Source organism: Paenibacillus sp. MZ04-78.2 (assembly GCF_024213375.1).
Taxonomy (GTDB): Bacteria; Bacillota; Bacilli; order Paenibacillales; family NBRC-103111; genus Paenibacillus_G.
On sequence record NZ_JANAVJ010000023.1, the window covers coordinates 33,804 to 56,272 of the forward strand.

Annotated in this window: 20 protein-coding genes and 1 pseudogene; 12 read left to right on the forward strand and 9 right to left on the reverse strand. The window is 53.2% G+C overall.

Annotated elements, in window-relative coordinates; genetic code table 11:
- Window positions 1–10: 10 nt before the first annotated feature.
- The 6 genes from NLX71_RS26855 to NLX71_RS16540 form a co-directional block, all read right to left on the reverse strand.
- Window positions 11–1,585, reverse strand: coding sequence for a methyl-accepting chemotaxis protein (locus NLX71_RS26855; protein ID WP_254364909.1), 1,575 nt, complete (start codon window positions 1,583–1,585; stop codon window positions 11–13).
- A 199-nt stretch (window positions 1,586–1,784) separates the two neighbouring features.
- Window positions 1,785–3,947 carry a LuxR C-terminal-related transcriptional regulator gene (locus NLX71_RS16520; RefSeq protein ID WP_254364910.1) on the reverse strand — a complete coding sequence of 721 codons (2,163 nt, stop codon included), beginning with the start codon at window positions 3,945–3,947 and terminating at the stop codon, window positions 1,785–1,787.
- Window positions 3,948–4,261: 314 nt separating this feature from the next.
- Window positions 4,262–4,936: a YceI family protein gene (locus NLX71_RS16525; protein WP_254364911.1), complete on the reverse strand. Its 675-nt coding sequence runs from the start codon at window positions 4,934–4,936 to the stop codon at window positions 4,262–4,264.
- Window positions 4,937–5,284: 348 nt separating this feature from the next.
- Entirely contained in the window at window positions 5,285–5,869 is a 585-nt protein-coding gene (locus tag NLX71_RS16530; RefSeq protein WP_254364912.1) for a YdeI/OmpD-associated family protein, read from the reverse strand.
- Window positions 5,870–5,932: 63 nt separating this feature from the next.
- Window positions 5,933–6,772, reverse strand: a complete 840-nt coding sequence (locus tag NLX71_RS16535; RefSeq protein ID WP_254364913.1) for a 1,4-dihydroxy-6-naphtoate synthase — start codon at window positions 6,770–6,772, stop codon at window positions 5,933–5,935.
- Complete coding sequence (locus tag NLX71_RS16540) at window positions 6,769–7,449, reverse strand: futalosine hydrolase (RefSeq protein WP_254364914.1); 681 nt, start codon at window positions 7,447–7,449, stop codon at window positions 6,769–6,771. The genes NLX71_RS16535 and NLX71_RS16540 overlap by 4 nt, the downstream gene beginning before the upstream one ends.
- 267 nt (window positions 7,450–7,716) lie before the next feature.
- Between NLX71_RS16540 and NLX71_RS16545 the strand changes: the two genes are divergently transcribed.
- The 5 genes from NLX71_RS16545 to NLX71_RS16565 all read left to right on the forward strand — a co-directional run bounded on the left by NLX71_RS16545 (window position 7,717) and on the right by NLX71_RS16565 (window position 13,743).
- On the forward strand, window positions 7,717–9,207 hold the full coding sequence (locus tag NLX71_RS16545; protein ID WP_254364915.1) for an RtcB family protein: 1,491 nt from the start codon (window positions 7,717–7,719) through the stop codon (window positions 9,205–9,207).
- 326 nt (window positions 9,208–9,533) lie between these two features.
- A complete protein-coding gene (locus tag NLX71_RS16550; protein WP_254364916.1) occupies window positions 9,534–10,385 on the forward strand; it encodes a helix-turn-helix domain-containing protein in 852 nt (283 codons plus the stop codon).
- 70 nt (window positions 10,386–10,455) lie between these two features.
- Complete coding sequence (locus NLX71_RS16555; RefSeq protein ID WP_254364917.1) at window positions 10,456–11,460, forward strand: ABC transporter substrate-binding protein; 1,005 nt, start codon at window positions 10,456–10,458, stop codon at window positions 11,458–11,460.
- A gap of 23 nt (window positions 11,461–11,483) precedes the next feature.
- A complete protein-coding gene (locus tag NLX71_RS16560) occupies window positions 11,484–12,545 on the forward strand; it encodes an NAD(P)/FAD-dependent oxidoreductase (protein WP_254364918.1) in 1,062 nt (353 codons plus the stop codon).
- 250 nt (window positions 12,546–12,795) lie between these two features.
- Window positions 12,796–13,743 (forward strand): iron-hydroxamate ABC transporter substrate-binding protein, encoded by a 948-nt coding sequence (locus NLX71_RS16565; protein WP_254364919.1) that lies wholly within the window; start codon window positions 12,796–12,798, stop codon window positions 13,741–13,743.
- Window positions 13,744–13,984: 241 nt separating this feature from the next.
- Here the strand turns inward: NLX71_RS16565 and NLX71_RS16570 are convergent, their stop codons facing one another.
- Window positions 13,985–15,352 (reverse strand): sodium-dependent transporter, encoded by a 1,368-nt coding sequence (locus tag NLX71_RS16570; protein ID WP_254364920.1) that lies wholly within the window; start codon window positions 15,350–15,352, stop codon window positions 13,985–13,987.
- A 245-nt stretch (window positions 15,353–15,597) separates the two neighbouring features.
- On the opposite strand from NLX71_RS16570, the gene NLX71_RS16575 reads away from it, so the two are divergent.
- Window positions 15,598–15,822 (forward strand): PspC domain-containing protein, encoded by a 225-nt coding sequence (locus tag NLX71_RS16575; RefSeq protein WP_254364921.1) that lies wholly within the window; start codon window positions 15,598–15,600, stop codon window positions 15,820–15,822.
- Window positions 15,823–15,866: 44 nt separating this feature from the next.
- Window positions 15,867–16,451, forward strand: a complete 585-nt coding sequence (locus NLX71_RS16580; RefSeq protein ID WP_254364922.1) for a PspA/IM30 family protein — start codon at window positions 15,867–15,869, stop codon at window positions 16,449–16,451.
- 52 nt (window positions 16,452–16,503) lie between these two features.
- Here NLX71_RS16580 and NLX71_RS16585 read toward each other — a convergent pair whose 3' ends face one another.
- Window positions 16,504–17,142, reverse strand: coding sequence for a TVP38/TMEM64 family protein (locus NLX71_RS16585; protein WP_254364923.1), 639 nt, complete (start codon window positions 17,140–17,142; stop codon window positions 16,504–16,506).
- Between the two features lie 49 nt (window positions 17,143–17,191).
- Complete coding sequence (locus NLX71_RS16590) at window positions 17,192–17,506, reverse strand: MGMT family protein (RefSeq protein ID WP_254364924.1); 315 nt, start codon at window positions 17,504–17,506, stop codon at window positions 17,192–17,194.
- A 192-nt stretch (window positions 17,507–17,698) separates the two neighbouring features.
- Here NLX71_RS16590 and NLX71_RS16595 point away from each other — a divergent pair, with 192 nt between their 5' ends.
- The 5 genes and pseudogenes from NLX71_RS16595 (at window position 17,699) to NLX71_RS16615 (ending at window position 22,378) form a co-directional block, all read left to right on the forward strand.
- Window positions 17,699–17,995 (forward strand): ferritin-like domain-containing protein, encoded by a 297-nt coding sequence (locus NLX71_RS16595; protein WP_254364925.1) that lies wholly within the window; start codon window positions 17,699–17,701, stop codon window positions 17,993–17,995.
- A 24-nt stretch (window positions 17,996–18,019) separates the two neighbouring features.
- Window positions 18,020–18,364 carry a spore coat protein gene (locus NLX71_RS16600; RefSeq protein WP_254364926.1) on the forward strand — a complete coding sequence of 115 codons (345 nt, stop codon included), beginning with the start codon at window positions 18,020–18,022 and terminating at the stop codon, window positions 18,362–18,364.
- Between the two features lie 372 nt (window positions 18,365–18,736).
- Window positions 18,737–19,135: an IS200/IS605 family transposase gene (gene tnpA / locus NLX71_RS16605; protein ID WP_254364927.1), complete on the forward strand. Its 399-nt coding sequence runs from the start codon at window positions 18,737–18,739 to the stop codon at window positions 19,133–19,135.
- Window positions 19,107–20,187, forward strand: a pseudogene (locus NLX71_RS16610) (RNA-guided endonuclease InsQ/TnpB family protein). The gene tnpA and the pseudogene NLX71_RS16610 overlap by 29 nt, the downstream one beginning before the upstream one ends.
- 382 nt (window positions 20,188–20,569) lie before the next feature.
- Window positions 20,570–22,378 (forward strand): cadherin-like beta sandwich domain-containing protein, encoded by a 1,809-nt coding sequence (locus NLX71_RS16615; protein ID WP_254364928.1) that lies wholly within the window; start codon window positions 20,570–20,572, stop codon window positions 22,376–22,378.
- The last annotated feature ends 91 nt before the right edge of the window (window positions 22,379–22,469 follow it).

Consider the following 22,469-nt stretch of genomic DNA (forward strand, 5'->3'; position numbering starts at 1 on the left):
CTGCAATCACCTATATGCGAAAAGCAGACACGGAACCGTTCAGTTCCTCTGCCATCTTGGCCAGCGATTGCGTCGACGAAGCGGTCTCTTCCGCCGCAGCCGCCGCTTCCTCGCTGGCCGCCGCAATCGTCTCGACCGCTCCCAGCACCTCTCCGGCCTGCGCGGCTTGCTCCTCGCTGGCGGCGGCGATTTCATTCACCTGAACCGCCGTTTCGTTAACCTTGGCGACGATCTGCTCGAATGCCGTGCCGATCTTATGCGCCAGAGCGACCGCATGACTGACCGCGTCGACGCTTTGCAGCGTATTTTTCTGCATGCCGCTAATAATCGATGCAATTTCTTTGGTCGCATTGCCGCTTCGTTCGGCCAGCTTGCGGACTTCGTCGGCGACGACGGCAAAGCCCTTGCCCTGCTCCCCTGCGCGGGCCGCTTCGATGGCCGCATTCAGCGCAAGAAGATTGGTTTGATCGGCAATATCGTCGATGACCGCAATAATTTGGCCGATCTTGCCGGAATCGTCCTGAAGCAGCGACATCTGCTTCTCGACCTGCGTCATGGCCGCGACCGTCGAATGAATGGTCGTGCCGCCTTCCTGAGCCATCTCCTTCGCCTGCGTCGATAAATCCGCCGAAGCTTCCGCGTTTTGCGCTACCGAGTCGATGGCGATAGACAGCTCGCGGAACAATTCGTTCACACTTTGCGCGGCGGTAGCCTGGCTCAAAGCTCCGCCCGCGATTTCCTGCGAGCTGGCGGATATTTGCTGCGAGGCGGCGGCGACGTTCTGCGACGATTCCAGCACGCTCGTAATCAGGCGGCGCAGACTGACGATCATGTCGTTGGTCGACTGGGCCAACAGCCCGAGCTCATCCCGGCTCGCAACTTGAACGGAATCAATCGTCAGATTGCCGCGGGATACTTCGCTGATGCTGTCGGTAACGAGCGCCAGCGGCTTCGTAATGGAGCGCGTCAGGAACACCGCTATACCCGCGCCGATGACAAGGCCTGCTATTAGGAAAATGAGCGTCATCAGGAAGCCGGAATCGTAAGCGTCGCTCGAATCCTTGCTCGATTGCACGGCTCCGTCATGGTTCAGCTTCACGAGGGCTACTACGTCTGCGAACAGACCCTTGAGCGCCTCCTGGCTCTGCAAGTAGGAAGCGTAGGCTTCGGCCTCGTTATGATTCTGGCTTTCCTTAATCGTCTTATCGTTCAGAGGGATGAACGCTTTCCAAGCCTTCTGAATCGCATCGAAATGCTTGCGGTCTTCCTCCAAAATAATGGTTTTCTCATACGCTTGGAATTCCAGGTCAATCTTCGTCAGAAGCTCGCTTCGGGTTTTCTCCAAAGACTCCATCGTGCTTTGATCCGGCGACAAGATGTGCGAGAGCGTCGTCGTGAGCACGAATTCCTTCAAGTAGTTGATGTTATTGATCGATTCCACACCCGGCATCCAAACGGATGTAATCTCCGTCGTTTCCTCATTCATCTTCTGCATCTGATGAATCGCGGTCCAACCGATAATTCCTGCGATCAGCAGCACAATAATAAAACCGGCATACATTTTCTTGCCAACTGATAATTTCACGGTTTCGTCCTCCCTCGATTAGCGGCTTTAGATTGAGTTTCCGTAGGCTAACAAATGTCACTTTCATTGTGCCTGAAGAACTAGGATAAAAGTATCACCTTCTTCTCTCAAAATTCGTCCAAATTCGAACCAATAATAAGGAACCGGTTCCTATAGACACAAAAAAACCCGCCTTTCGGTACGGCAGGTGAATGGGACGTTATATTTTAACTTGCAAGCCGGTTAAGTATACTTTAGCCAACGCCTGAGTCCGGTCGCTGACGCCGAGCTTTTCGTATATTTTCGTAATATGGTTTTTTACGGTATGGGTGCTGATGAACAGCTTTTCGGCGATTTCCAGATTGCTTAACCCGCGAAGAATCAGGTTGAACACTTCGCGTTCCCTCGGCGTCAGAGGGATATGAGACTCCATCAGCCCCGGGGCAGGCAGGTCCTTTCCCGTATCGGCATCGATCGTCTCACTCGCCTCCCGCAAGGTTACGAGGCTTTCGATCACCTCCTGGCCTTGGACGAAAGCGGCAAAAGCTTGCCTCAGCGCCGGTTCGACCGCCGTATACGGCATGGCCGCTGGATTCTCCCGGTGCCGGACATGCAGCAGGATCAAGGACAGAATCTGGACTTTCACGGAAAAAGCATTTCCCGGCCGGGGGCCAAACTCCCGCATCAGCTCGCGGGCATCCCGCAAAAGCTTCGCTCCCGGATGGCTCCCCGCCATCCGTTCCAGAAACGCCGGCTCGCAGCCCGAGAGCATGCAGGCTTCACTAAGCTCCTCGATCTCCGCTTCCGGCAGCCGCAATTTCCGGGCAAACCGGCGGGCAAGCTCTTGCGCCTGCACGGTCTCGCGGTAGACCGGTTCGTTCCACTCCGCTATGGCCGAATGCAGCAGCTCAGTCCGCTCCCGGTCCTTAAGCCGGGCCGTCCCCTGCAAATGCTGCAGCCGGATCTCTCCAAGAAGCGCCAAGGCGGTCAGAAAAGGACGGTAAACCGCAACCTCCTTCTCGTTATGCAGGCCCACGCCCAGAATCCCTTTCACTTCGCCCGAACAAACGAGAGGAATCTCGCATACGACAACTCCGTTGTCCGCCTCGAACACGGCCGGATGGCGCAGCGCTCCCTCGGGACGGTTCGCAAACTGCCGGACGGCCGCGTCTTTGGCATAATGCTCGATCTGCTCCACGGTCATGCCCCGGGAGATCGCTTGCAGCCCGGTTCCCACCGCCGGTTCCTTCCACAAAATGCAGGAAAACGCGCCCTGGATGAGATGATGCGACACATCGGCCAGCATACACAGTACGCTGCGCAGCTCGTTCACGTCCACAATCGCTTGTGCGACGCCAAGCAGCGTGGACAACCGGGCCATTTGCTGGCTGGCCGCTTCCTCAAGCCGGACCATATGGAGATGGGAAGCTGCTATGTGTGCAATAAGCCGGCCCAGTTCGATCGATTCGGAGGCGACGCCGCCCGGGGCAAGCCGTCCTCCGAACAAGACGCCGATCATCCGGTCCTTTATTTTCGCGGGAAAGCCGACGAAGGCTTGGGGGTGAAGTCCCTTGTCCGTAAAGAAGCCGCTCCGCGGGTCCCAGGTCACATCTTCCCAGTACCTCATTTTGCCCGTTAGCCCGATCTGACCCAGAAAGCTCTCTCCCAAGCAAGCTTGGGAGCCGATCAGCTTCTCGCAGCCTTCCACGCCAACCATATGTCGAATACACAGCCGCTCGTCCTCTCCGTAAACGGCGAACCCGGCGAAATCCAGTTTGGCTGCGGCCATCAGCCGCTCGGCCGCAGATTGGAGGATGGCGGGCTCGGCCGCTCCGGCCTGCCCGAACAAGTCGTGAAGCCGCTCCAAGTCGCGGGCATGCGCTTCGCCGCTATTGGCTTGTTCGAGCCATGTGGAGGCGATGTCCGCAAACTGCGCTACCTTATCGACCAGCTCGTCTTTTAACGATTCCGGGGTATCGGGAACCAGGTCCAAGACCCGGCGCCAATCGTCGGCGTCGTCTGCGAAATCGGTTTCAATAATGCGTCTGATCAAGTCCCGGCTTGACTTCTCAACGATCATGCCGGACCAGACGTAAAAAGGCGGCTGCTCTCCGACCCTGAAGGGCATGACGATCATCTTGGGCCCCCGCAAATACTGATACACGACCGGCCTCAGCTTCCAGCCGATTTCGCGAATGATCGCGGCAAGCCGCTCCTGTAGGGGGGGCTGCGGCTGTCCCCATATTTTACGCGCCAGCGCCTGATCCCCGGAAATCCGGGTCAGCGGAGCGCCGTCCGCATCGGTAATGAATATCGAAAGTCCGCAGATTGAGGAATAAGTATCCTGTACACGTTGCAATTTCTTGATTTGCGTTTTCCACATCGATTATCCGTCCTATCTGCGTCTTCATGCTGTATGTAGTGAAAGGCAAGATCGTCTAGGTTTCTTATTCTCCGGTATGCTCACACTATAATCAAAGGAAATCGCTCTGACAAGATGAAAAGGACACAAATCGGTCATATTTTGGATGGTCTAAAAGCATATCTTCCATGTTTTATGGAGGATGAAGACAACGGTGGAAGGCAGCTGCTGAGAACGGATACGTGAGCACAAAAAAACGCGCCGATTCGTGGCTGCAGGCCGTTTTAGCTTGTGTCCTGCAGCCAACGAATGCGCGATTGCGGTGTACGGGCAGTCTACTTTTTCAAGATGAGCCTTAATTGCACGGTCACGTTGTTCTCAGTGGATACGACAACCGCGTGAGGATTTTTCAAGCCGAAATCTTCGAAGGTAACGACCGTGTTGCCTTCCATGCGAATGGCGTCTTGGCTGTAAACCGCATCGCTCTTGAACGTGACGTCCTTGGGTTTGCCATTCACGGTAAGCGTGCCGGCCATGTCGAAAGAAACCTTCTCTCCCTCTTTCCACGTCTTAGGGAAGTTCTCGATTGACTTTAATGTAAATTTGGCTTCGGGGTTCGCAGCAGCGTTCAGAAACTTCTCCCCTCTGACATGCTCGTCCCTCTGCGAGTTGCCGGACGAGATCGATTGGAGGTCGAGCGCCGCTTCGGCTTTCATCTTGGACGGATCGGACGAATGGAGCGTCCAGCTTCCCTTCACTGCGCTGCCTTCGAAGTTCACGGTTTCCTTGGAGGTCGTTACCGAGAAGTATGCTTTGGAATCCGGGCTAATCTTCCATTGCCCGTCCAGCTTGCCTGCTTCAACGGCTCCCCCGGCGGCCGACGCCGAAGCGTTCGCAGGAATCACGTTCTGTACCGCCACATGGTTCCCGGCATAATAATCGTAAGCGGCATAGCCTCCTCCGACAATGACGACAGCACCTACGGCAAAAGCGACCAACTTCAGTTTCATAATGATTATTCCTCCTCTGTCATATTAGCTGCAATGCAGCCCGTTTCCTTCATGGGCAGATTCGCTTGGCTCCTCGGCCTCCTAAGTCACACTACAATTCGTAGTGTAATTGATGATAAAAATCCCCGTTCGCCTGATGCCAAAAAAAACATCGAGTCCGCTTCATCAGTATAGCATCTTTGGCACCAATTGCACTACATTACGTAGTGTAATTGAGCGAAAAAACACACCTTCTCCGTTCTCGTGGCCTATCGTATCCGGTCTGCCTTAATTTTAACTGAAGCGAACATTAAAATAAAATTAAAAATTTTGAGACCCTCGGGGTCCGAAGGCCTCGCTCATTCGCTTCTACGGGTAAATCTTCTCGCCGCGCTCCAGCATCGTTACGAATTGCTGAATTCGTTTCGCCCGTGTTTCCGCCTTTTTCGCGCTGTGGATTCGGAACAGCACGGCGAACCGGTTCTGCTTGTCGAGCGATTCGAAGAAAGCCTTGGCTTGCGGATTACGGTCCAATTCGCTTTGCAAATCGTCGGGTACCGTGGCGCGGCTTTGCGACTCGTACGCCTTGTCCCACTGCCCGTTCTGCTTCGCGGCTTCAATGGCCCGGAGGCCGGGAGCCTGCATCCGGCGGCTGGCGATCAGCGCTTCCGCTTTGTCCTTATTGACCTTGGACCAGATGCTCTTCGCCCCGCGCGGCGTAAACCGCTGAAGCCAGGTGCTCTCGTCGTAAGCTTCCTTCCGGCTATCGATCCAGCCGTAGCACAAGGAGCTTTCCAGCGCCTCCTGATACGTTAACGTCACGACATCCGCTTGCTTCTTCGCCAAGCGCAGCCTTACTCCGGTCGATGCGGCATGATTCTGCTCCAGCCAAGCTTCCCAAGACGGCTGGTCTGCAAATAATAAGATCGGCAGTTCGCTCTCTTTCTTGGACATTACGTCTTTCGCCTCCCGGGCCATGTAATGTATCCGTCGGTTCGTTCGCCCCGCGCCCGCGCCTTAGCGCAGCAGGGACAAGTCGAAGGACGGAACCAGCCCTTCCTTGGCCGCCCGGCCAAGCAGGGCCTCCACCGCGCCGTGGCCGCTCTCGCCCAAATTCGCCGTATACTCGTTCACATACAGATCGATATGCGCGCGGGCCACTTCCGGAGACAGCTCCTGCGCATGGCTCATCACGTAGTCTTGGGAGGCTTGAGGATGCGCCCAGGCGTACTTGACCGAGGCGCGGGTCCATTCGGCGATCGCCGTGCGATCCAGCGACCGGCGGGCGATGATCGCTCCTAGCGGAATAGGCAGGCCCGTGTCCGCCTCCCACCAGTTGCCAAGGTCGGAGAGCAGGGTCAAGCCGTACGAAGGGTACGTGAACCGGGCTTCATGGATGACCAGCCCGGCATCCACTTGACCGTCCCGCACCGCAGGCATGATCTCGTGAAACGGCATCACGACGATTTCGCCCACCCCGCCCGGAACCTGCTGCGCCGCCCACAAGCGGAACAACAAGTACGCGGTCGAGCGGTCGCTCGGCACCGCGACCCGTCGGCCGGCCAAAGCGACAGGGCCTTCAGCGCTGACCGCCGGATTGTTCGTGAGCACCAGCGGCCCGCAGCCTCGTCCGAGCGCGCCTCCGCACGGAAGCAGCGCGTATTCGGACAGCACCCAAGGCAGCGCCGCGAACGAAATTTTGAGCACGTCCGGCCCTCCCGGCTCCGCCGCGAGCCGATTGGTAATATCGATATCCGCGTACGTCACGTCAAGCTTCGGCGCCCCAGGCACCAGCCCGTGAACCCAAGCGTGAAACACAAACGTATCATTCGGGCAAGGGGAAAAAGCGATCTTCATCGTAGCACCTCCCGTAAAATTGCGCCCGCCGCTTCCAACGCGTCCAGGGCCTCTTTGATCCGCCAAGCTTCGCGGTCGCGCGGGCCAACCGCATTCGAGATGGCGCGAAGCTCAAGCGCCGGTATCCCGCGATCTCGGGCGGCGACCGCTACGCCGAAGCCCTCCATGGCCTCGGCCGCCGCCCCCGGCACCCGGGCCGCCAGCTCCGAGGCGGTCGCCGCCGTGCCGGTCACGGTGGACACCGTGAGCACCGGTCCCGTATGCGCCGGCAGCCCGGCTCTTTGCAGCGCCTCCGTCAACCGCGCAGCGAGAGAGGCGTCGACCGCGATCCGGCTGGAGCCGAAGCCTAGCTCGTCTACACTGCGGAAGCCTTCGGGCGTCTCGGCGCCCAGATCGGCGGCGACGATTGCGTCGGCCACCACCAGCGAGCCGATCTCCGCCCGGCCGGGAAAGCCGCCGCCGATCCCAGCGCTGACGACCAAGCCGTACTCGACCGCAGCCAAAGCCTTCGCGGCGCTTGCCGCCGCCGCGGCCGGGCCGACGCCTCCGGCCACGACATCGAACCTCGCGTCGCCGCGCAGCCCGCGCAGCACGGCATCCCTCTCGGCCGGAACGGCCGTTATCACTAATACGCGCAGCCCCGCCTGTTCCCGGCTGGCGTTGATTTCATGACCCATCGTTACCTTCTCCTTCACGACACCCTTTTTCCATGGGGCAATTGTTTTCCGAAAACGTTCAGTCTTTCTTCTGTTTACTTTAATACTAATATGGAATGAAGTAAACTTTCTACCGTAGTCGGCGGCAGTGTCAACCCGAACAGGTTTCCCAAGAATCCCTGTTGGATGTTATACTCTACCCATTACAAGAAAAAGGATGATGCCCTATGTATATGCATATTAACGAAGTACCCCATATCACAAATTCTTGGACAAAGGATGGAACATTTGAAAATTCACAATAGCAACAATATGAACGTCAAGTTTTTCGTTAGCGATGAAATGAAGATTGAAAAAAACGCGATCGAGCAGCTTGATCAATTGCTCAAGGTTAATGAATCGGTCGCGACGCTTAAAGCGTACGTCCCTGACTACTTTAGCGACGATGCGGCCGCCATGCAGGAAGTAGCCATTACGCCCGACTTCCACAAAGGCAGCGGAATTCCGATAGGCACGACGATGTTTACGAAAGGGTTCATCATCCCCCAAGCCGTTGGTAACGATATTAATTGCGGCATGCGGCTGTATACCACTTCGTTGAACGAGGACGACATCAGATGTCAGAGGAAGCAGATCGAGAAAGAGCTTCGCCATGTTTTTTTCGAAGGCGGACGCCATATTTCGATGACCAAGAAGCATCGCGAGTCCATTTTGAAGGAAGGGCTTATCGGCATTCTCGATACGCATAAGTCGCTGGGAGACAACGGTCTGTGGGCCTTCTACGATGCGAGACAGCAGGAAGAGGATCTTCACAAAGTAAATCGGTTAGGCTCGTTTATTACGGAAGAGGTCGTTGGCTTGGAAAGCTACTTGGGCAGCGACGATATCTCCTATGATAGTCAAATCGGATCGATCGGCGGAGGCAATCATTTCGTCGAGGTTCAGAAGGTCGTCAACATTCGCAACCATGCCATCGCTAACGCTTGGGGATTGAAGAGAGACCAGATTGTCGTCATGATTCATACGGGTTCCGTCTCTATCGGACATCATGCAGGCTTGAACATTCGGGAAATTCTGAAGAGCATCTACCCTAATTCACTGAAGCATCCCGATAACGGCATTTATGTGCTGCCTCATTCGGAGCGTTTTATGACGGAATGGATCACAACCTGGTCACTTTTGCACAACGCCGCCAACTTCGCTTTCGCCAATCGACTTTTTTTGGGTCTTATGTTTAACAAAGCGCTTCGAGGGGTGATCGGCGACTTCGATTTCAAGCTACTCTACGATGCGCCTCATAACTTTGTTTGGCAAGAAAATGTAGATGGAGTCGAAGGGTTCATTCATCGCAAAGGCTCATGCACGGCAAAGTCTGCCGAGCAGATGGCGAATACACCTTTTCATTATACCGGAGAGCCTGTATTCATTCCCGGCTCCATGGGCGCTAAGAGCTACATTCTGTCAGGAATGGGCAATCGCGATAGTCTGTTTAGCGCGAGCCACGGTGCCGGTCGAAAACTTTCGCGCGGCAACTCGCTCAAAGTGGACGATGCAGCGTTTCGCGACTTCTTGGATAATTTCCATGTCATAACACCCATTGATCCTAACCGTAATGATATCAAGTCGCGCCAGGATATTCTCAAGAAATGGGAGGATGAACTCAAGAAGGAAGCACCCTACGCTTATAAGGACATCAATCCGATTATCGAGACTCACGAGGAGCATGGCATGGCTACCATCGTTGCCGAGGTTGAACCTGTGCTTACGATCAAAGGATAATCCCTCAACTGAAACCGGAGGGAACAACATAGATGTACGATTTCCCGGCCCGTTCGAATCTCCCCGATCATGGGGGAAATTCCTGGGCTTTGCGATAACGAATTTACGAACGCGGTCAGGCGTGCAATACGTCTCTCCGCGTTCTTTGGCTTTTGGCTCTCTTTGGGTTTGTTTCGTTGGGGCCTACAATGAGATTGATTATCAATATCAACGCAAGTATAATGAAGTTGTGTGACTTTAGCAGGAGGAACGCAATCGTTCGTCCCAGCGGAGTGGAGCAGATGAGCACATGGAGCAGTGGCACTTGATTGCAGGAGGTGTGTGAAATGAAGATGGACATCAACAAGCTTGCCGAGCATTTTGCACGGACCTCTTTTCAAGTGGAACAAGTCTGTCGCTATGTGCGTGATCCGGGCATGAGCTGCGATGACTATACGGAGCCTTTCCCAGGCTTTGTTTTCCCATTAAGAGGAAAGGCCGAGTTTGATTTCAGCGGAACGTCCTATACGCTTGCTCTGGGCCATGTAGTGCACGGCGGCGCCCGTATGCCACTGAATCGGAAGGTTCTCGGCAACACCGGATGGGAGTACTTGCTTGTTTTATACCGGGTATGCGCGCCCGAGCCGTCCGGATTTTCCTTGTCCAAAGCGCATTTTCAGCTTACCCCGGGACAAAGCCCCCGGTTGACGGAGCTGCTTGAGCTTTTGTGGCGCTCTTCGGGTGAGCCGGGCGGGATTTCCGCCTTTCAGACCGAAACGTTGTTTCGCTGCGTCTTGGAGGAACTGTTTGTCTGTGTACGCAACCAAAGCAACGATGGCGAGCAAGCGTTATTCGAGCAAGTATCCTGCTACATACACGAGCATTATATGGACGGGCTTAGCGTACGTGCTTTGGCTGAACAAAATGACATCAATGAAAATCGCTTGTTCTATGTCTTCAAGAAGTACGCGGGCATGGGCCCCGGGAAGTATTTGATGGCCTATCGTCTGAATCGGGCGAAGGAATGCCTGCTGGCTAACGACGCGCCGATCGGCGAGGTGGCGAATAGCGTCGGCTATGCAGATGCATTATATTTCAGCCGTATCTTTAAAAAACAGGTGGGCGTCTCTCCGGCCGAGTTCCGGGGGCGATTCAGGAATAATCCATATGGATTTCAGGATGGCTCCATTCCTCTCTAAAATGCGTTTTGCTAAACTGACCATAGCTTAATTGGTCAAGCAAAACTCAAGTCACAACGGAGGAGTCAGAATGAAAACACTCATGAGACTGTTCGTCTCTATCGCACTTTTGGCAGGTATTTTAGCCGGTTGTGCCGCAACGCCGGAGCCTAACAACAGTTCAGCAGTAAACAGCACAGCCCCAGCAAAAGAGGGAACTGCCACTCCCAAAAAAGCCGATCAGGAAACGGGAAAATGGCCGAGAACGTATGTAGATGCTCTTGGACGCGAGATCGTACTGGAAAAGAAACCTGTGAAAGTGGCTCTTTTGTTCTTCCGCAATTTTGAGCATTTGTTTTTGCTGGATGAATCTCCTGTAGCGGCGACAGACCTGAATGTTCTGAAGGAATGGGAGTCCCTCGCTCCATACAAGGACAAACAGATTACCGATATCGGCTCCATGACGAGTCCCAATCTGGAAAAGCTGGTGGAAATCGGCCCCGATCTCATCATCATGGTCTCGGGTCGGTACGGGAGCTACGGCGACAAGCTGGAGAAGATAGCCCCGGTTGTAACGGTGGACAGCAATGAAAACAATTGGCAAGGCGCGCTGCGAGAATACGGAAAAATTTTTGGCAAAGAGCAAAAGGCTGAGAATGAAATTTCACGGATTGAAACATTGATTGCCGATTCCAAAGAACAGCTGAAAACATTCAGCGACAAAACCTTTGGTGTGATTATGCTGGGTGACAAGCAATTCTGGGGCTTTACCACACAGTTTGTTTTCAACAAGGAAAGCGGTCTTGCTTTAAACCCGCCAAGCAAATACGTAAACATGTCGACAAAAGGGGAGCAGATCTCTCTGGAAGGGCTGGCAGCGATGAACCCCGATTATATGTTTGTTGCCGACATCGGAGGCTCGTCGAAAAAATTGCAAGGCTATCTGAAAAACCTGGAAAGCGATTCTGCCTGGAACTCGCTTCAAGCAGTTAAGAACGGGCATAAGTACGCCCTGGACAGTTCGATTGCGGCGGGTGGGCCGTTGGGAATAGAGCTGGGGGTCAAAACGATCGTGAAAAATATTTTGGCAAAATAGGGAAGCAAGGGAGAGGGTCACGGATGAAAAACGAGGAACTGTTTGACGTCACGATTATCGGCGGAGGGCCGGCTGGGCTGTTCGCATCTTTTTACAGCGGCCTAAGAGAAATGAAAACCAAGCTGATCGAATATCAGCCAAGACTGGGCGGGAAAGTCCACGTTTATCCGGAAAAAATGATTTGGGATGTCGGCGGCCTGACGCCAACGCTCGGTGAGAAGCTGATCGAGCAGCTCGTCCATCAAGGGTTAACCTTCGATCCTGCCGTCGTGTTGAATCAAAAAGTAGAGCGGATTGAACGTGGCGAAAACGGCGTATTCGTCCTGCATACTTCTGCGGGCGAGCAGCATTACACCAAAACCGTCATTCTTGCCATCGGCGGGGGAATATTGGAGCCGCAAAGAATTGATTTGGAGGGCGCCGAGAAATTCGAGGTATCCAACCTGAGCTATACCGTCAAATCACTGAGACGGTTTAAGGATAAAATCGTCATCATTTCTGGCGGAGGTAACTCGGCCGTCGACTGGGCAAACGAGCTGGAACCGATCGCCAAGCAGGTGTATTTGACTTATCGCAAAGACACGCTCTCCGGGCATGAGGCGCAAGTGAAGCAACTGCTGAACAGCTCGGCCAAATGCTTCTTGAACACGACGATAACAAAGCTGATTGCGGCCTCAAGCCAGGAGAAGATTGAGCGGGTAGAACTGACCAACCATGAGACGGGCGAAGTACAGGAGCTGAACATTGACGAAGTGATTATCAATCACGGCTATGAACGGGACAGATCGTTGTTGGAAAATAGCCAGGTGAAGCTTGAGATGGCGAATGAATACTTTCTGGCCGGTCAGACAAACAGCGCTACAACCGAGCCGGGGATTTTTGCGGCGGGAGATATTATTTCGTACGAAGGGAAAGTGCATTTGATTGCCGGAGCGTTTCATGACGCGGCAAATGCAGTCAACCAGGCCAAGCTGTACATTCAGCCGGAAGCGAAGGCAAGCGGAATGGTTTCTTCCCACAATGACATTTTTCAGAGTAGAAACCGTGATCTGATTAAGCAATTGTTGAACACTCCCACCACCTGAGCTAATGGCGCACCGTAGCAGACAAGATCCGTCCTTCGATTTCACGGGACTTGGCAAAGCGCACCCATCCCAGCTTCGGAAGTTTCAGCAGATCGCAGATTTGTACCAGAAAATTTCAAGCCGGATTTCTACGATGCAGAAATCCGGCTTCTATAATAATGGTACCAGCATTTGTAATGAACTGTACCAATTCAATAGATACCCATTATCAATGCTTGTTTTCTGCAATCCAACACAAGGAGAACTGAACATGAATAAGAAGCTGTTAATCCCCATCATCCTGCTGTTGATGGTCATATCCAGCGCATGCGGCAGCCAAGCCAATAATAAGGAGAGCGCATATACTAAAAATGCCGCTGCACCGGCGGCAGACTCCAAGGAGTCTGGAAAGGTAACGTATCAGTCCGAATTGGGTCCTGTGGAGGTTCCAGCGAATCCGCAGCGGATTGTAGCCTTGACGAATGCGCCGAATGTGCTCGCGCTCGGCGGAGCACTGGTCGGAGTGGATCAATGGACGCACAAGAATCCTTTGTTTACGAAGAAGCTGGAGGTTATTGAGGACGTATCGGACGAGAACTTGGAGAAAATCACAGCGCTGAACCCGGATCTGATCATTATGGGCACACAAATGAAAAATAACGCTGAGCTAAGTAAAATTGCGCCTACCGTTGCTTATACGTGGGGCAAGCGGGATTATTTGGCACAACAACTAGAGATCGGAAAGCTGCTTAACAAAGAAAAGGAAGCGAAAGCGTGGATCGACGATTTCAAGCAGCGTGCGGAAGCGACAGGCAAGGAAATCAAATCCAGGCTCGGCGATAACATCACCGTATCGGTGCTTGAGACGGATACGAAAACCTTTTATGTATTTGGGGATAAGTGGGCGCGCGGCACAGAAATCCTGTATCAAGCGATGGGGTTGCGTATGCCAGAGAGTGTCAAGAAAGATGCGCTTGGGCCCGGCTACCATATGCTATCTCAAGAAGTTCTGCCGGAATATGCAGGCGATTACATTGTTATTAGCAGAGACCTGGAGGGTGATAAATCGTTCATGGATTCGGAACTATGGAGGAGTATCCCGGCCGTCAAGAACAACCGTATCATTGAGATCGACGCTAAGGCCTCTACCTATAGTGATCCGATAACACTTGAGCATTTGCTGGGTATTTTCAAGAAAGGCTTCCTGGGTAAAGAGTAGCCCGCCGAAAACTACAAGACGTTGAAATCTTTAGAGGGCACCTTTATGCGGGTGTCCTTCTACTTTGTTAAGAAACAGAGCTCAGGAGTTATCGTTTATTCACCCGCACCAACGTCTACTTAACGATTCGTATCCATAAGAATCGCCTCTGTTAAGTTCTGCTCCCTCTAATTTGTTACTCTACATTTCTCGACAGCCTGAGGAGAGCAGACGCCCTCCTCTTCTTTGTTTGTATAACACCCTAAAAGGACAGCAGGCCGACGGAATACAGGAACACCAGAATGATCATAATCGGCGCTACGACCTTCAGCAGGAACATCCAAGCGCGGTACCAGAAGCCGTTTAGACCCGCTTCTTCCCCAGCCAATTTCCACGCGTAGCCGGTAAACAGCGTAACGACCAAGCCGCCGATCGGCATAAATACGTAAGCCGTCACAAAATCAACCCAATCGAAGATGGACTTTCCGCCGGGAGTGAAGGACCCGAGCACGCCGCCGACCGAGAGGGCGCACGGAATGCCAAGTACAAAGCATGTGACAGAAATGAGGATAGCCGCCTTCTTCCGGGTCCAGCCCCAGCGGTGCATCGCATACGCGACCGGAACCTCCAGGATGGAGACAGCCGAAGTCAGCGCGGCGATTGCGAGCAGCAGGAAGAACAACCCTCCGAAAATAGCACCCATCGGCATCTGGGCAAATGCGGCAGGAAGCGCCATAAACGCCAGCCCCACGCCTTCGCCGGGCTTCAGTCCGTAAGAGAACACGGTCGGGAAAATAACGAGCCCGGCAATAAAAGCGTATACAAGATCCCCGAAGCCGATCGCCAGCGTCGCGGTGCCGAGGGACTGCCTCTTGTCGACATACGATCCGTATGTGAGCATGCAGCCCATCCCGAGCGACAACGAGAAGAAAGCATGCCCTAATGCAATGAGAGCGGACTCCGCATCCAATTTGGAAAAATCCGGTTCGAGGAAAAACCGTACCCCTTCGCCGGAGCCCGGAAGCGTAAGCGAACGGAACATCAGTACCAGCAAAATGATCAGGAAGCCCGGGATCAAAATCTTATTGAACTTCTCGATCCCCCCGGAGACGCCCCTCGCGATAACCCAGCCGCTGAGGATGATGACGACGGCTTGCCAGAACACGGGCCAGTACCCGGCCGCGAACGTGACGAACTTGTCTTTATAATCTGCGCCTGGCTGGTACAACAATCCTGTAAACGATTCCATAGTATAATGCAGCGTCCACCCGGCAACGACCGCGTAGTAGGTCATGATCAAAAAAGCGGTAAAGACGGACAAAAATCCGAAGTAGCCCCATATCTTTTTGTTGGTCAGCTTGTAGAAAGAAAGCGAAGCGTTCGCCCGGCCCCCCCGCCCAATCGTCATCTCGGCGAGCAGCACCGGCAGCCCTACGATGATCAAACAAACAATAAATAACAGAAAAAATGCGGCTCCCCCATGCTTGCCCGTAATGTAAGGAAACTTCCACATGTTGCCGAGCCCTACCGAGCTCCCGATCGCGGCCAGAATGAAGCCGCTTGACGTAAACCTTTCCCCCTTTTCCCCCTTGACTTTAGGAACGTTTTCAGAACCTTGATCATTTCTCATATTGTTACTCCCCAACTATTATAGGATAGCACTAGTATAAACAAATTACGTGCAATGTCTAAAGGAAAAATTTTACATTTATTTCGACTTAGGTAGAATAGCTCCCCCTCCTTAGGTCCAGTTTAAAAACCGCCACAGGTCGGTTTTCACAAAAACGCGAGCGGACTACAATAAAGACATGAAGCAAGCACAGACCAAACAACAAATGAAAATGAAAGATATATAATTCGAAAGGAGCATGTTTTATGAACAAAAAATTATTCCGCTCTCGCAGTAACAGCAGACTGACCGGCCTTTGCGGAGGCCTCGCGCAATATTTCGGCCTGGACGCGACGTTCGTCCGCCTGCTGGTCGTTATCGCTGCCTTCTGCAGCTTCGGGACTATCACGCTGATTTATTTTATCCTTAGCCTGCTTGTCCCGAAAGCGCCTTACGACGACTACGCTGTCAACTCTTATTCTAACTACTAATCTACGCCAAACGATAAAATACAACAAAAGGAGCATGAACAATTATGGGAGTTTTAAAGCGACTATCCGATCTATCGAGAGCCGCCGCACACGAAGCGCTGAGCAAGCTGGAGGACCCGGTAATGATGCTGAATCATTACCTCCGTACCATGAAAGAGGAAATCGACGCGGTCCAGCGGACGCTGAACAAGCAGTCCGGCGCGGAACGGTCGCTGAAAATGCAAATCGACGCCTATAACCGGCTGGCCGCCCAATGCGAGAAAAATGCGGCTGAAGCGATGGCCGCCGGTCGCGAAGCGGAAGCCCGCCAAGCGGTCGAAACGAAGCTGCATTATCTGGACAAATCGCTGGAATGCTCGGAGTGGTACGAAGCCACCAAGCAGCGCTTGGAAGAGCTCTCGCAGCAGTTGGAAGAAACGAAAGCGGCCTATGCGGCTATGCAGGAGAAGCGGACGGAGCTTGTAGCCCGCGCACAGAAAGTGGAAGCCCGTATCAAGCCTTCGGCGCCCCGCTTCCTGTACAGCTTCGAGGGCGGCACTGCCGTTCGCGGCTTCGAGCGGATCGAAGAAAGAATTATGCAGTCGGAAGCGCTGGCTGAGCTTACCCGCCGGCCTGCCGCTCATCGGTAATCGTTAATAGACCACAAAGAGAGGGCCGCAATGCAAGCGGCGCCTCTCTTTTTCATGCCTCCCGGTTGCTCTGAACCGGCTCCTTGCTTCGCTTCCATTGCCGATAAACCCATAGCGTGACCGCGAGGAAACCCCCGTAAATGGCAATGGTGAGCGCTACCGCTCCCGGCTCCGACATCAAAGTATTGCCCACGAATGCGAACAAGAGCATGGACGGGATTTTGCCCAACGCGGACGCCACAGCATAAGACCCAAAGGAAACGCGGCTCAAGGCGGAATACGCATTGATGATAATGGACGGAATAAAAGGAACGAGCCTTGTGAAAAGAATGGTCAGAAAGGCGTTTCGCTCGAACAGAACGGTGAGCTTGCTGAGACGCTCGTAGCGGTACAGCATCCGCTCGCCCCATTCCTGATACCCGTAACGGACAAATAAAAACATGAGGATCGAAGCCGCCGTCGAGCCCGTCCATGTGATCGCCGCACCGAGCACCGGCCCGAATGCCGCGCCAATGACCCCGCCGACAACCGGATAGGGGATGACCGGAAACAAGGCCATAGCCGTTGCCGCAACGATGACCAGGGCGATATGGTTGGGGGCTTGAAACCACGCCACGATCTCTTCGCCGTACCTGTAAATAAGATAAGCCACGACGGCGTAGAGGAGGGCTAAACTTATTTTTTTGAACATGAACCTTCTCCCGTAAATGGCATGATGATGATCTGTGCCGCATTAGCTGTCATTCGCCATGCGGAATGAAGCGCCACCGGTCCAAGTCCAGTTGTCCGTTATCGGCGACCTCGACGCCTTCATCCCGCAGATACAACATTTGGAGCATGCGGCTTTCCTCCTGCCGGATCGCAATTTCTCCTCGGGCGTTGACCACCCGGTGCCAGGGCAACCCGTATTTGCCGCTTGACGAATGAAGAATGCGCACGACTTGTCTGGCGCCTCTCGGACTGCCGGCCAGCCCGGCGATTTGACCATAAGTCATCACCTGTCCTTCCGGAATCTCTTGAATGATCTCAAGGACCCGCTGCGTAAAAGGGCTCATCCGCTACCTCCCTTCACGGACCTCACATCATGGAATCAACCGGCCGATTTCTCCTTAAAGTCAAATGTTAATGGAAATGCCTCCTTGAAGCAAGTTCGTCGCGAAAAACCTCCATTTTCCGCCAAGCATATTTGGCCCTGAATAGCTCATTCTATACCATGTACGCCAATTGACCCGAAAAGGAGTGATCTTATGCCAGCGACGATGACCCCTCCCGCTCAGCAGACACAGCCGCCGATTCCCGCTCCGCCGCGCGTGATTACAACGAAAGATTTGCTCTACCTGAAGGATGCGCTGTCTTGGGAGCTCTCGGCTTTTAAGAAATTTCACTTTTTTGCCCAGCAGGCGACCAACCCGCAAATCAAACAAGCGCTCGACAAAGCCGGTCAGATGCATCAGCGTCATTATGAAAAGCTGCTTACTCATCTGCAGGTGGACAATACCGCCGCGATGGCCAATCTGCCCCGTCCGCAGCAGGCGTCCCAATAATCTCAAGTAAGGAGGATAGAGCCAATGCCAAGCCAGCAAGTCCAGAACCCTAACGAAATCGCCAACCCGCAAACCGGACAGCTGCCGCAGGTCAAAGGACCGGAGATGAACGACCGGGACTTCCTCAACGACGGACTGGCCACATGCAAATTGTTGACCGACAACTTCAACGTGGCCGTCCGCGAGGCCAGCCACGAGCAGCTTCATGCTGATATGCTCCAGATTTTGACGGAAACGCATCAAAGCGCCCGCGAGTTGTTTAATCTGATGTTTCAGAACGGATGGTATAAGCTGGAGGCCGAGGAGCAGCAGAAGCTTCAGCAAACGCAGCAGCAGTTTAGCGGGTATTCCTCGCAGTTCCCTTACTAACGTGTACCAGATGAGTCAGGAAAGCTCCTGCCTTTTGCGGCGGGAGCTTCATTTTTGTTTACTTGAGAAATTGATACAGCTTCGCGCCCGCCTCACTAGGCGCTTGGATGTCCCGGTGGATGATCCGCGTCCTCTCCTCTAGGATTGAATGCTATCGAAAGCTATTATGGCTCTACTGCTCATAGTATTACAATAACCGAATAAAAAATATAAGACTTTTACAGCAATGCTAAACAGATTTTAGCCGAGAAAGCCCTTGCCTTTAGGCATGGGATGAATCGGCTTAGGACAAGGGCTGTCTTTAGACAGCTTCATTGTCCTACATTTCTTCATGTTGTTGCAGTTTTTTGTTAATATTGATACAATTGGTATATGGGACAAGAATATAGAAGAACGACCACAACCGTATCACTCATCAACTATCATTTTGTGTTTTGCCCGCGATACCGAAGAAAGGTATTTGTGAGTCAAGTCGAAGCGAGATTTAAAGAGCTTGTGCAAGAGCTATGCCAGAAAAACGATTGGCTTATTGTTGCGATGGAAGTCATGCCAGATCATGTGCACCTATTCTTAAACGTGCTGCCAACGGATTCTCCAGCGGACGTTATGGCAAAATTGAAAGGTACGACCTCGCGATGTTTGCGTCAAGAATTTAAGCACTTGGAGCATCTGCCAAGCCTTTGGACACGTTCGTATTTTGTCAGCACGGCAGGGAATGTTTCGAGTGAAACCATCCGGCGTTATGTTGAAGAACAAAAGAAAAGGGGGTGAAACCGTGCAAACCGTAACCGCTCAAATTCGAATATGCCCAAACGATGTTTCCCTGCTGAAGAAGATGGGGGACGAATACATCAAAACGGTCAATCTCCTCACCGAACAAGCGGAAGCATCGGGCGCATTTCCAAAGCTCACCTCCAAGGATGTCGATGCCAAACTTCCATCCGCCGTAAAGAACCAAGCCATTCGAGATGCGCGAAGCATTCATAACAAGACGAAAAAGCAAGGAAAACGTCCGCTTCTAAAGCGCAGAGCCTACTACGTCAATAACCAGAACTATTCACTTGGGGACCATAGCGTTGCATTTCCTGTGATGTTGGATGGGAACGTACAGCGGCTCAAGATTTCGGCTCATGTAACGGAACGCGAACAACGGTTGCTATCCAGCGGGAAGCTGGGCCTCTTAAAAAGTGGTTGAGAAGTCGGGCAAGTGGTACATACAAATTTCTGTTGAAAGTAAGACAGAACAAGCAACCGGCGATGTCATAGACTTGGGCTTAAAAGTCCCTGCCGTTGTTGTCACCTCAACAGGGAAGATGAAATTTGTTGGCAACGGCAGACAGAACAAGTACATACGCCGCAAATACAAAGAGCGCAGAAGAAAGATGGGCAAGTTAAAGAAGCTGTCTGCGATCCGTAAGCAAGAAAATAAAGAACATCGCTACATGAAAGACCAAAACCACAAAATCAGCCGTAAGATCGTGAACATGGCGATCGAAGAACAAGTATCGGTCATCAAGCTGGAAAAGCTGACGAACCTTCGCCAAACGACAAGAACAAGTCGTAAAAACGCAAAAAACTTGCATAATTGGACGTTCTATCAATTGCAAACGTTTATCGCATACAAGGCGGCATTGGCCGGGATTAACATCATCGAAGTCAATCCAGCGTACACCTCCCAAACGTGTCCCAACTGCGAGAAACGGAACAAGGCAATGGATCGGACGTATGAGTGTTCATGCGGGTATCGCGCACACCGCGACAGAGTTGGAGCCATCAACATTATGCGCCAACCTGTGATAGATGGTAACAGTCTATCAGCCTAGATAGCTATACGCTCTGATCTAGGATGAGCTAATGAGCTAGCTCTTAACTTAGCAGTCAGCACAAAACAGAAATGGCCTGCGTGCGTTAACTAGCTAAGAATCCCACGGCTTTAGCCGTGTCGGAGGCTCAATATTCATTCTCCTGCATTTGATGCTAGACTTAAACATAAGAATCTAGCGTGCGGCAAGGAGGCCGTAGACAAATGTCAATTGTCCCGAGCTTAATGGAATTCAATAAGACATTCGTTGCTGAGGACTACCGGGAAGGCTGACCCGGTCATAGTATGGAAACCTCCTGCTTTCCTAATCATTCGAAACGCGGCAACGAGAATGCCATACATTTTTTTACAATGGTGGTTGTCATCATGAAGGAGGACGTTTTGTGCGAATTGCAAAGCTTTTGATGTTCGTTTTTACGGCCATGATGCTTATTGTTATTTTCCCTTGGCAGACGCAGGCGGCGGTTAGCGATGCAGATGCCGATCTGATGAGCATGCAACAGGGCGCAGGGGCGCTCTCGCCCGATTTTTCCCCGTCCGTGACGGAATATCGGCTGAAGATGCGCAGCTCCGAACAAGGCTTCTACACGGCCGCCAGCCCTGCGAATTCCAAGGCAACGATGGCGTACTCGATGAACGGAAGCGCTTGGATCACGCTGGCCAACAATACGTCGACCGGCTATATCCCGACGAACCGGGGAGAGAACACGTTTCAAATCAAAGTCACCTCGGCCGATTCATCCACGATCAAAACGTATAAGGTCCATGTATATTTCCCGGCGACGAGCGATGCGGATTTGAGCGATTTGCGTGTAAGCGGAGCGGCGTTAATCCCGCCTTTCCAGTCTACGACAACGAATTACACGGCAAGCGTGCCTTACGCAACGAACAGCCTGTCGCTCACCGGGTTGTTAAACGACCCCGCTGCCACCTTCCTGATCAACGGAACGGCGGCATCCGACGGAGCCGCATTCGGCCCCATTCCTTTGAACGTCGGAAGCAATACGATCACCGTGCAGACTACATCGTACGATAAAACGGCCAATAAAACGTATACGATAACGGTCGTGCGGGCTGCCCCCGGCACGAATGCACAGCTGAGCGCCTTAACCATATTCGGGAGCACGTTAAGTCTGCCTTTTCAACCGCATCTCATGGGGTATGTTCTGGCGGATGTCCCGTACTCCACGTCCAGCTTGGCGGTCGCGCCCGTGTTATCCGATGTGAACGCCTCCGTCTACGTTCGCGCCAACGGAGGAAGCTACATACAGGCGGTGAGCGGCTCTCCGACTGCCCTGCTGCCTCTGAAGGTGGGCAGCAATAAGCTGGAGATCAAGGTAGTGGCCGAGGACCCGTCCGAGGAAAAAATATATACGCTCAGCGTAACGAGACTAAAAAATAGCGACGCGAGCTTGTCCGGCTTATCCGTTTCGCCCGGACACCTTGACTTTTCCAGCCAGGTGACGGACTATTCCATGACGGTGAGCCGCTCCGTCCCATCGCTCACGGTGAAGCCCGTCCTGCCGGATGGCAACCCGGTCGCTAAGATTCAGGTCCGCGTCAACGGCGGCAGCTACGTTTCCGTTCAGAGCGGCATGGATAGCCCGGCCTTGCCTTTAATCTCCGGCGTACCGAATGTCATCGAAGTGCTGGTCACCGCACAGGACGGGACGACCCGGCTGTACACCATTCGCGTGACTCAAGCCGGAACGCCGATGCTGACGAAGATGGTCATGGACGGAATGAAGGTGCGGCTGACCTTTTCCGAGCCGCTGCGGTCCGTCGCGGATGCGACCTATTTCAGCGTCACCAATATGAGCCGCAACGCCGCGCTGTCGGTAACCGATGTCGTCTACACGCCGGGAGCCGCTGAAGTAGGCTTCACCGCGAGCGGCCTGTTCCAGCCGGGAGATGATCTGAAACTCCGAATCCAAGCGGGCGCGGTAAGCAGCTTTAGCGGGGAGACAAATGCGGCCGTAAGCCTTAGGGTCGTCTACGGAGACGCCATGCAGCAAATGCTGCGCAGACTGGCCGATCTGGATACTGACGGCGACGGGATTGACATCCGTGAAGTATTGGCGTATTTGAACTCGCCGTACGGGCACAATGACTTGAACGGAGACGGTCAATTTACCCATGAAGATGTGGCGATCGTATTGAGACAGATCGGGGCGAAATTCGTTTCGCCGTAGCAACCATAGAAAGCAGCCGTTTCCCGGCATCGGGGGCGGCTGTTTTTGTGATCATCCGGAAGCGTGCAATTGAATGAAGGGCATGGTAAAA

What these genes read in the sequence shown, in the direction of transcription:
- NLX71_RS16565 (WP_254364919.1), top strand. Translation starts at nt 12,796, where the DNA reads ATGAATAAGAAGCTGTTAATCCCCATCATCCTGCTGTTGATGGTCATA.
- NLX71_RS16520 (WP_254364910.1), bottom strand. Translation starts at nt 3,947, where the DNA reads ATGTGGAAAACGCAAATCAAGAAATTGCAACGTGTACAGGATACTTAT.
- NLX71_RS16530 (WP_254364912.1), bottom strand. Translation starts at nt 5,869, where the DNA reads ATGTCCAAGAAAGAGAGCGAACTGCCGATCTTATTATTTGCAGACCAG.
- NLX71_RS16600 (WP_254364926.1), top strand. Translation starts at nt 18,020, where the DNA reads ATGCCAAGCCAGCAAGTCCAGAACCCTAACGAAATCGCCAACCCGCAA.
- NLX71_RS16540 (WP_254364914.1), bottom strand. Translation starts at nt 7,449, where the DNA reads ATGGGTCATGAAATCAACGCCAGCCGGGAACAGGCGGGGCTGCGCGTA.
- NLX71_RS16560 (WP_254364918.1), top strand. Translation starts at nt 11,484, where the DNA reads ATGAAAAACGAGGAACTGTTTGACGTCACGATTATCGGCGGAGGGCCG.
- NLX71_RS16555 (WP_254364917.1), top strand. Translation starts at nt 10,456, where the DNA reads ATGAAAACACTCATGAGACTGTTCGTCTCTATCGCACTTTTGGCAGGT.
- NLX71_RS16570 (WP_254364920.1), bottom strand. Translation starts at nt 15,352, where the DNA reads ATGAGAAATGATCAAGGTTCTGAAAACGTTCCTAAAGTCAAGGGGGAA.
- NLX71_RS16585 (WP_254364923.1), bottom strand. Translation starts at nt 17,142, where the DNA reads ATGTTCAAAAAAATAAGTTTAGCCCTCCTCTACGCCGTCGTGGCTTAT.
- NLX71_RS16590 (WP_254364924.1), bottom strand. Translation starts at nt 17,506, where the DNA reads ATGAGCCCTTTTACGCAGCGGGTCCTTGAGATCATTCAAGAGATTCCG.
- NLX71_RS16580 (WP_254364922.1), top strand. Translation starts at nt 15,867, where the DNA reads ATGGGAGTTTTAAAGCGACTATCCGATCTATCGAGAGCCGCCGCACAC.
- tnpA (WP_254364927.1), top strand. Translation starts at nt 18,737, where the DNA reads ATGGGACAAGAATATAGAAGAACGACCACAACCGTATCACTCATCAAC.
- NLX71_RS16525 (WP_254364911.1), bottom strand. Translation starts at nt 4,936, where the DNA reads ATGAAACTGAAGTTGGTCGCTTTTGCCGTAGGTGCTGTCGTCATTGTC.
- NLX71_RS16575 (WP_254364921.1), top strand. Translation starts at nt 15,598, where the DNA reads ATGAACAAAAAATTATTCCGCTCTCGCAGTAACAGCAGACTGACCGGC.
- NLX71_RS16550 (WP_254364916.1), top strand. Translation starts at nt 9,534, where the DNA reads ATGAAGATGGACATCAACAAGCTTGCCGAGCATTTTGCACGGACCTCT.
- NLX71_RS16535 (WP_254364913.1), bottom strand. Translation starts at nt 6,772, where the DNA reads ATGAAGATCGCTTTTTCCCCTTGCCCGAATGATACGTTTGTGTTTCAC.
- NLX71_RS16595 (WP_254364925.1), top strand. Translation starts at nt 17,699, where the DNA reads ATGCCAGCGACGATGACCCCTCCCGCTCAGCAGACACAGCCGCCGATT.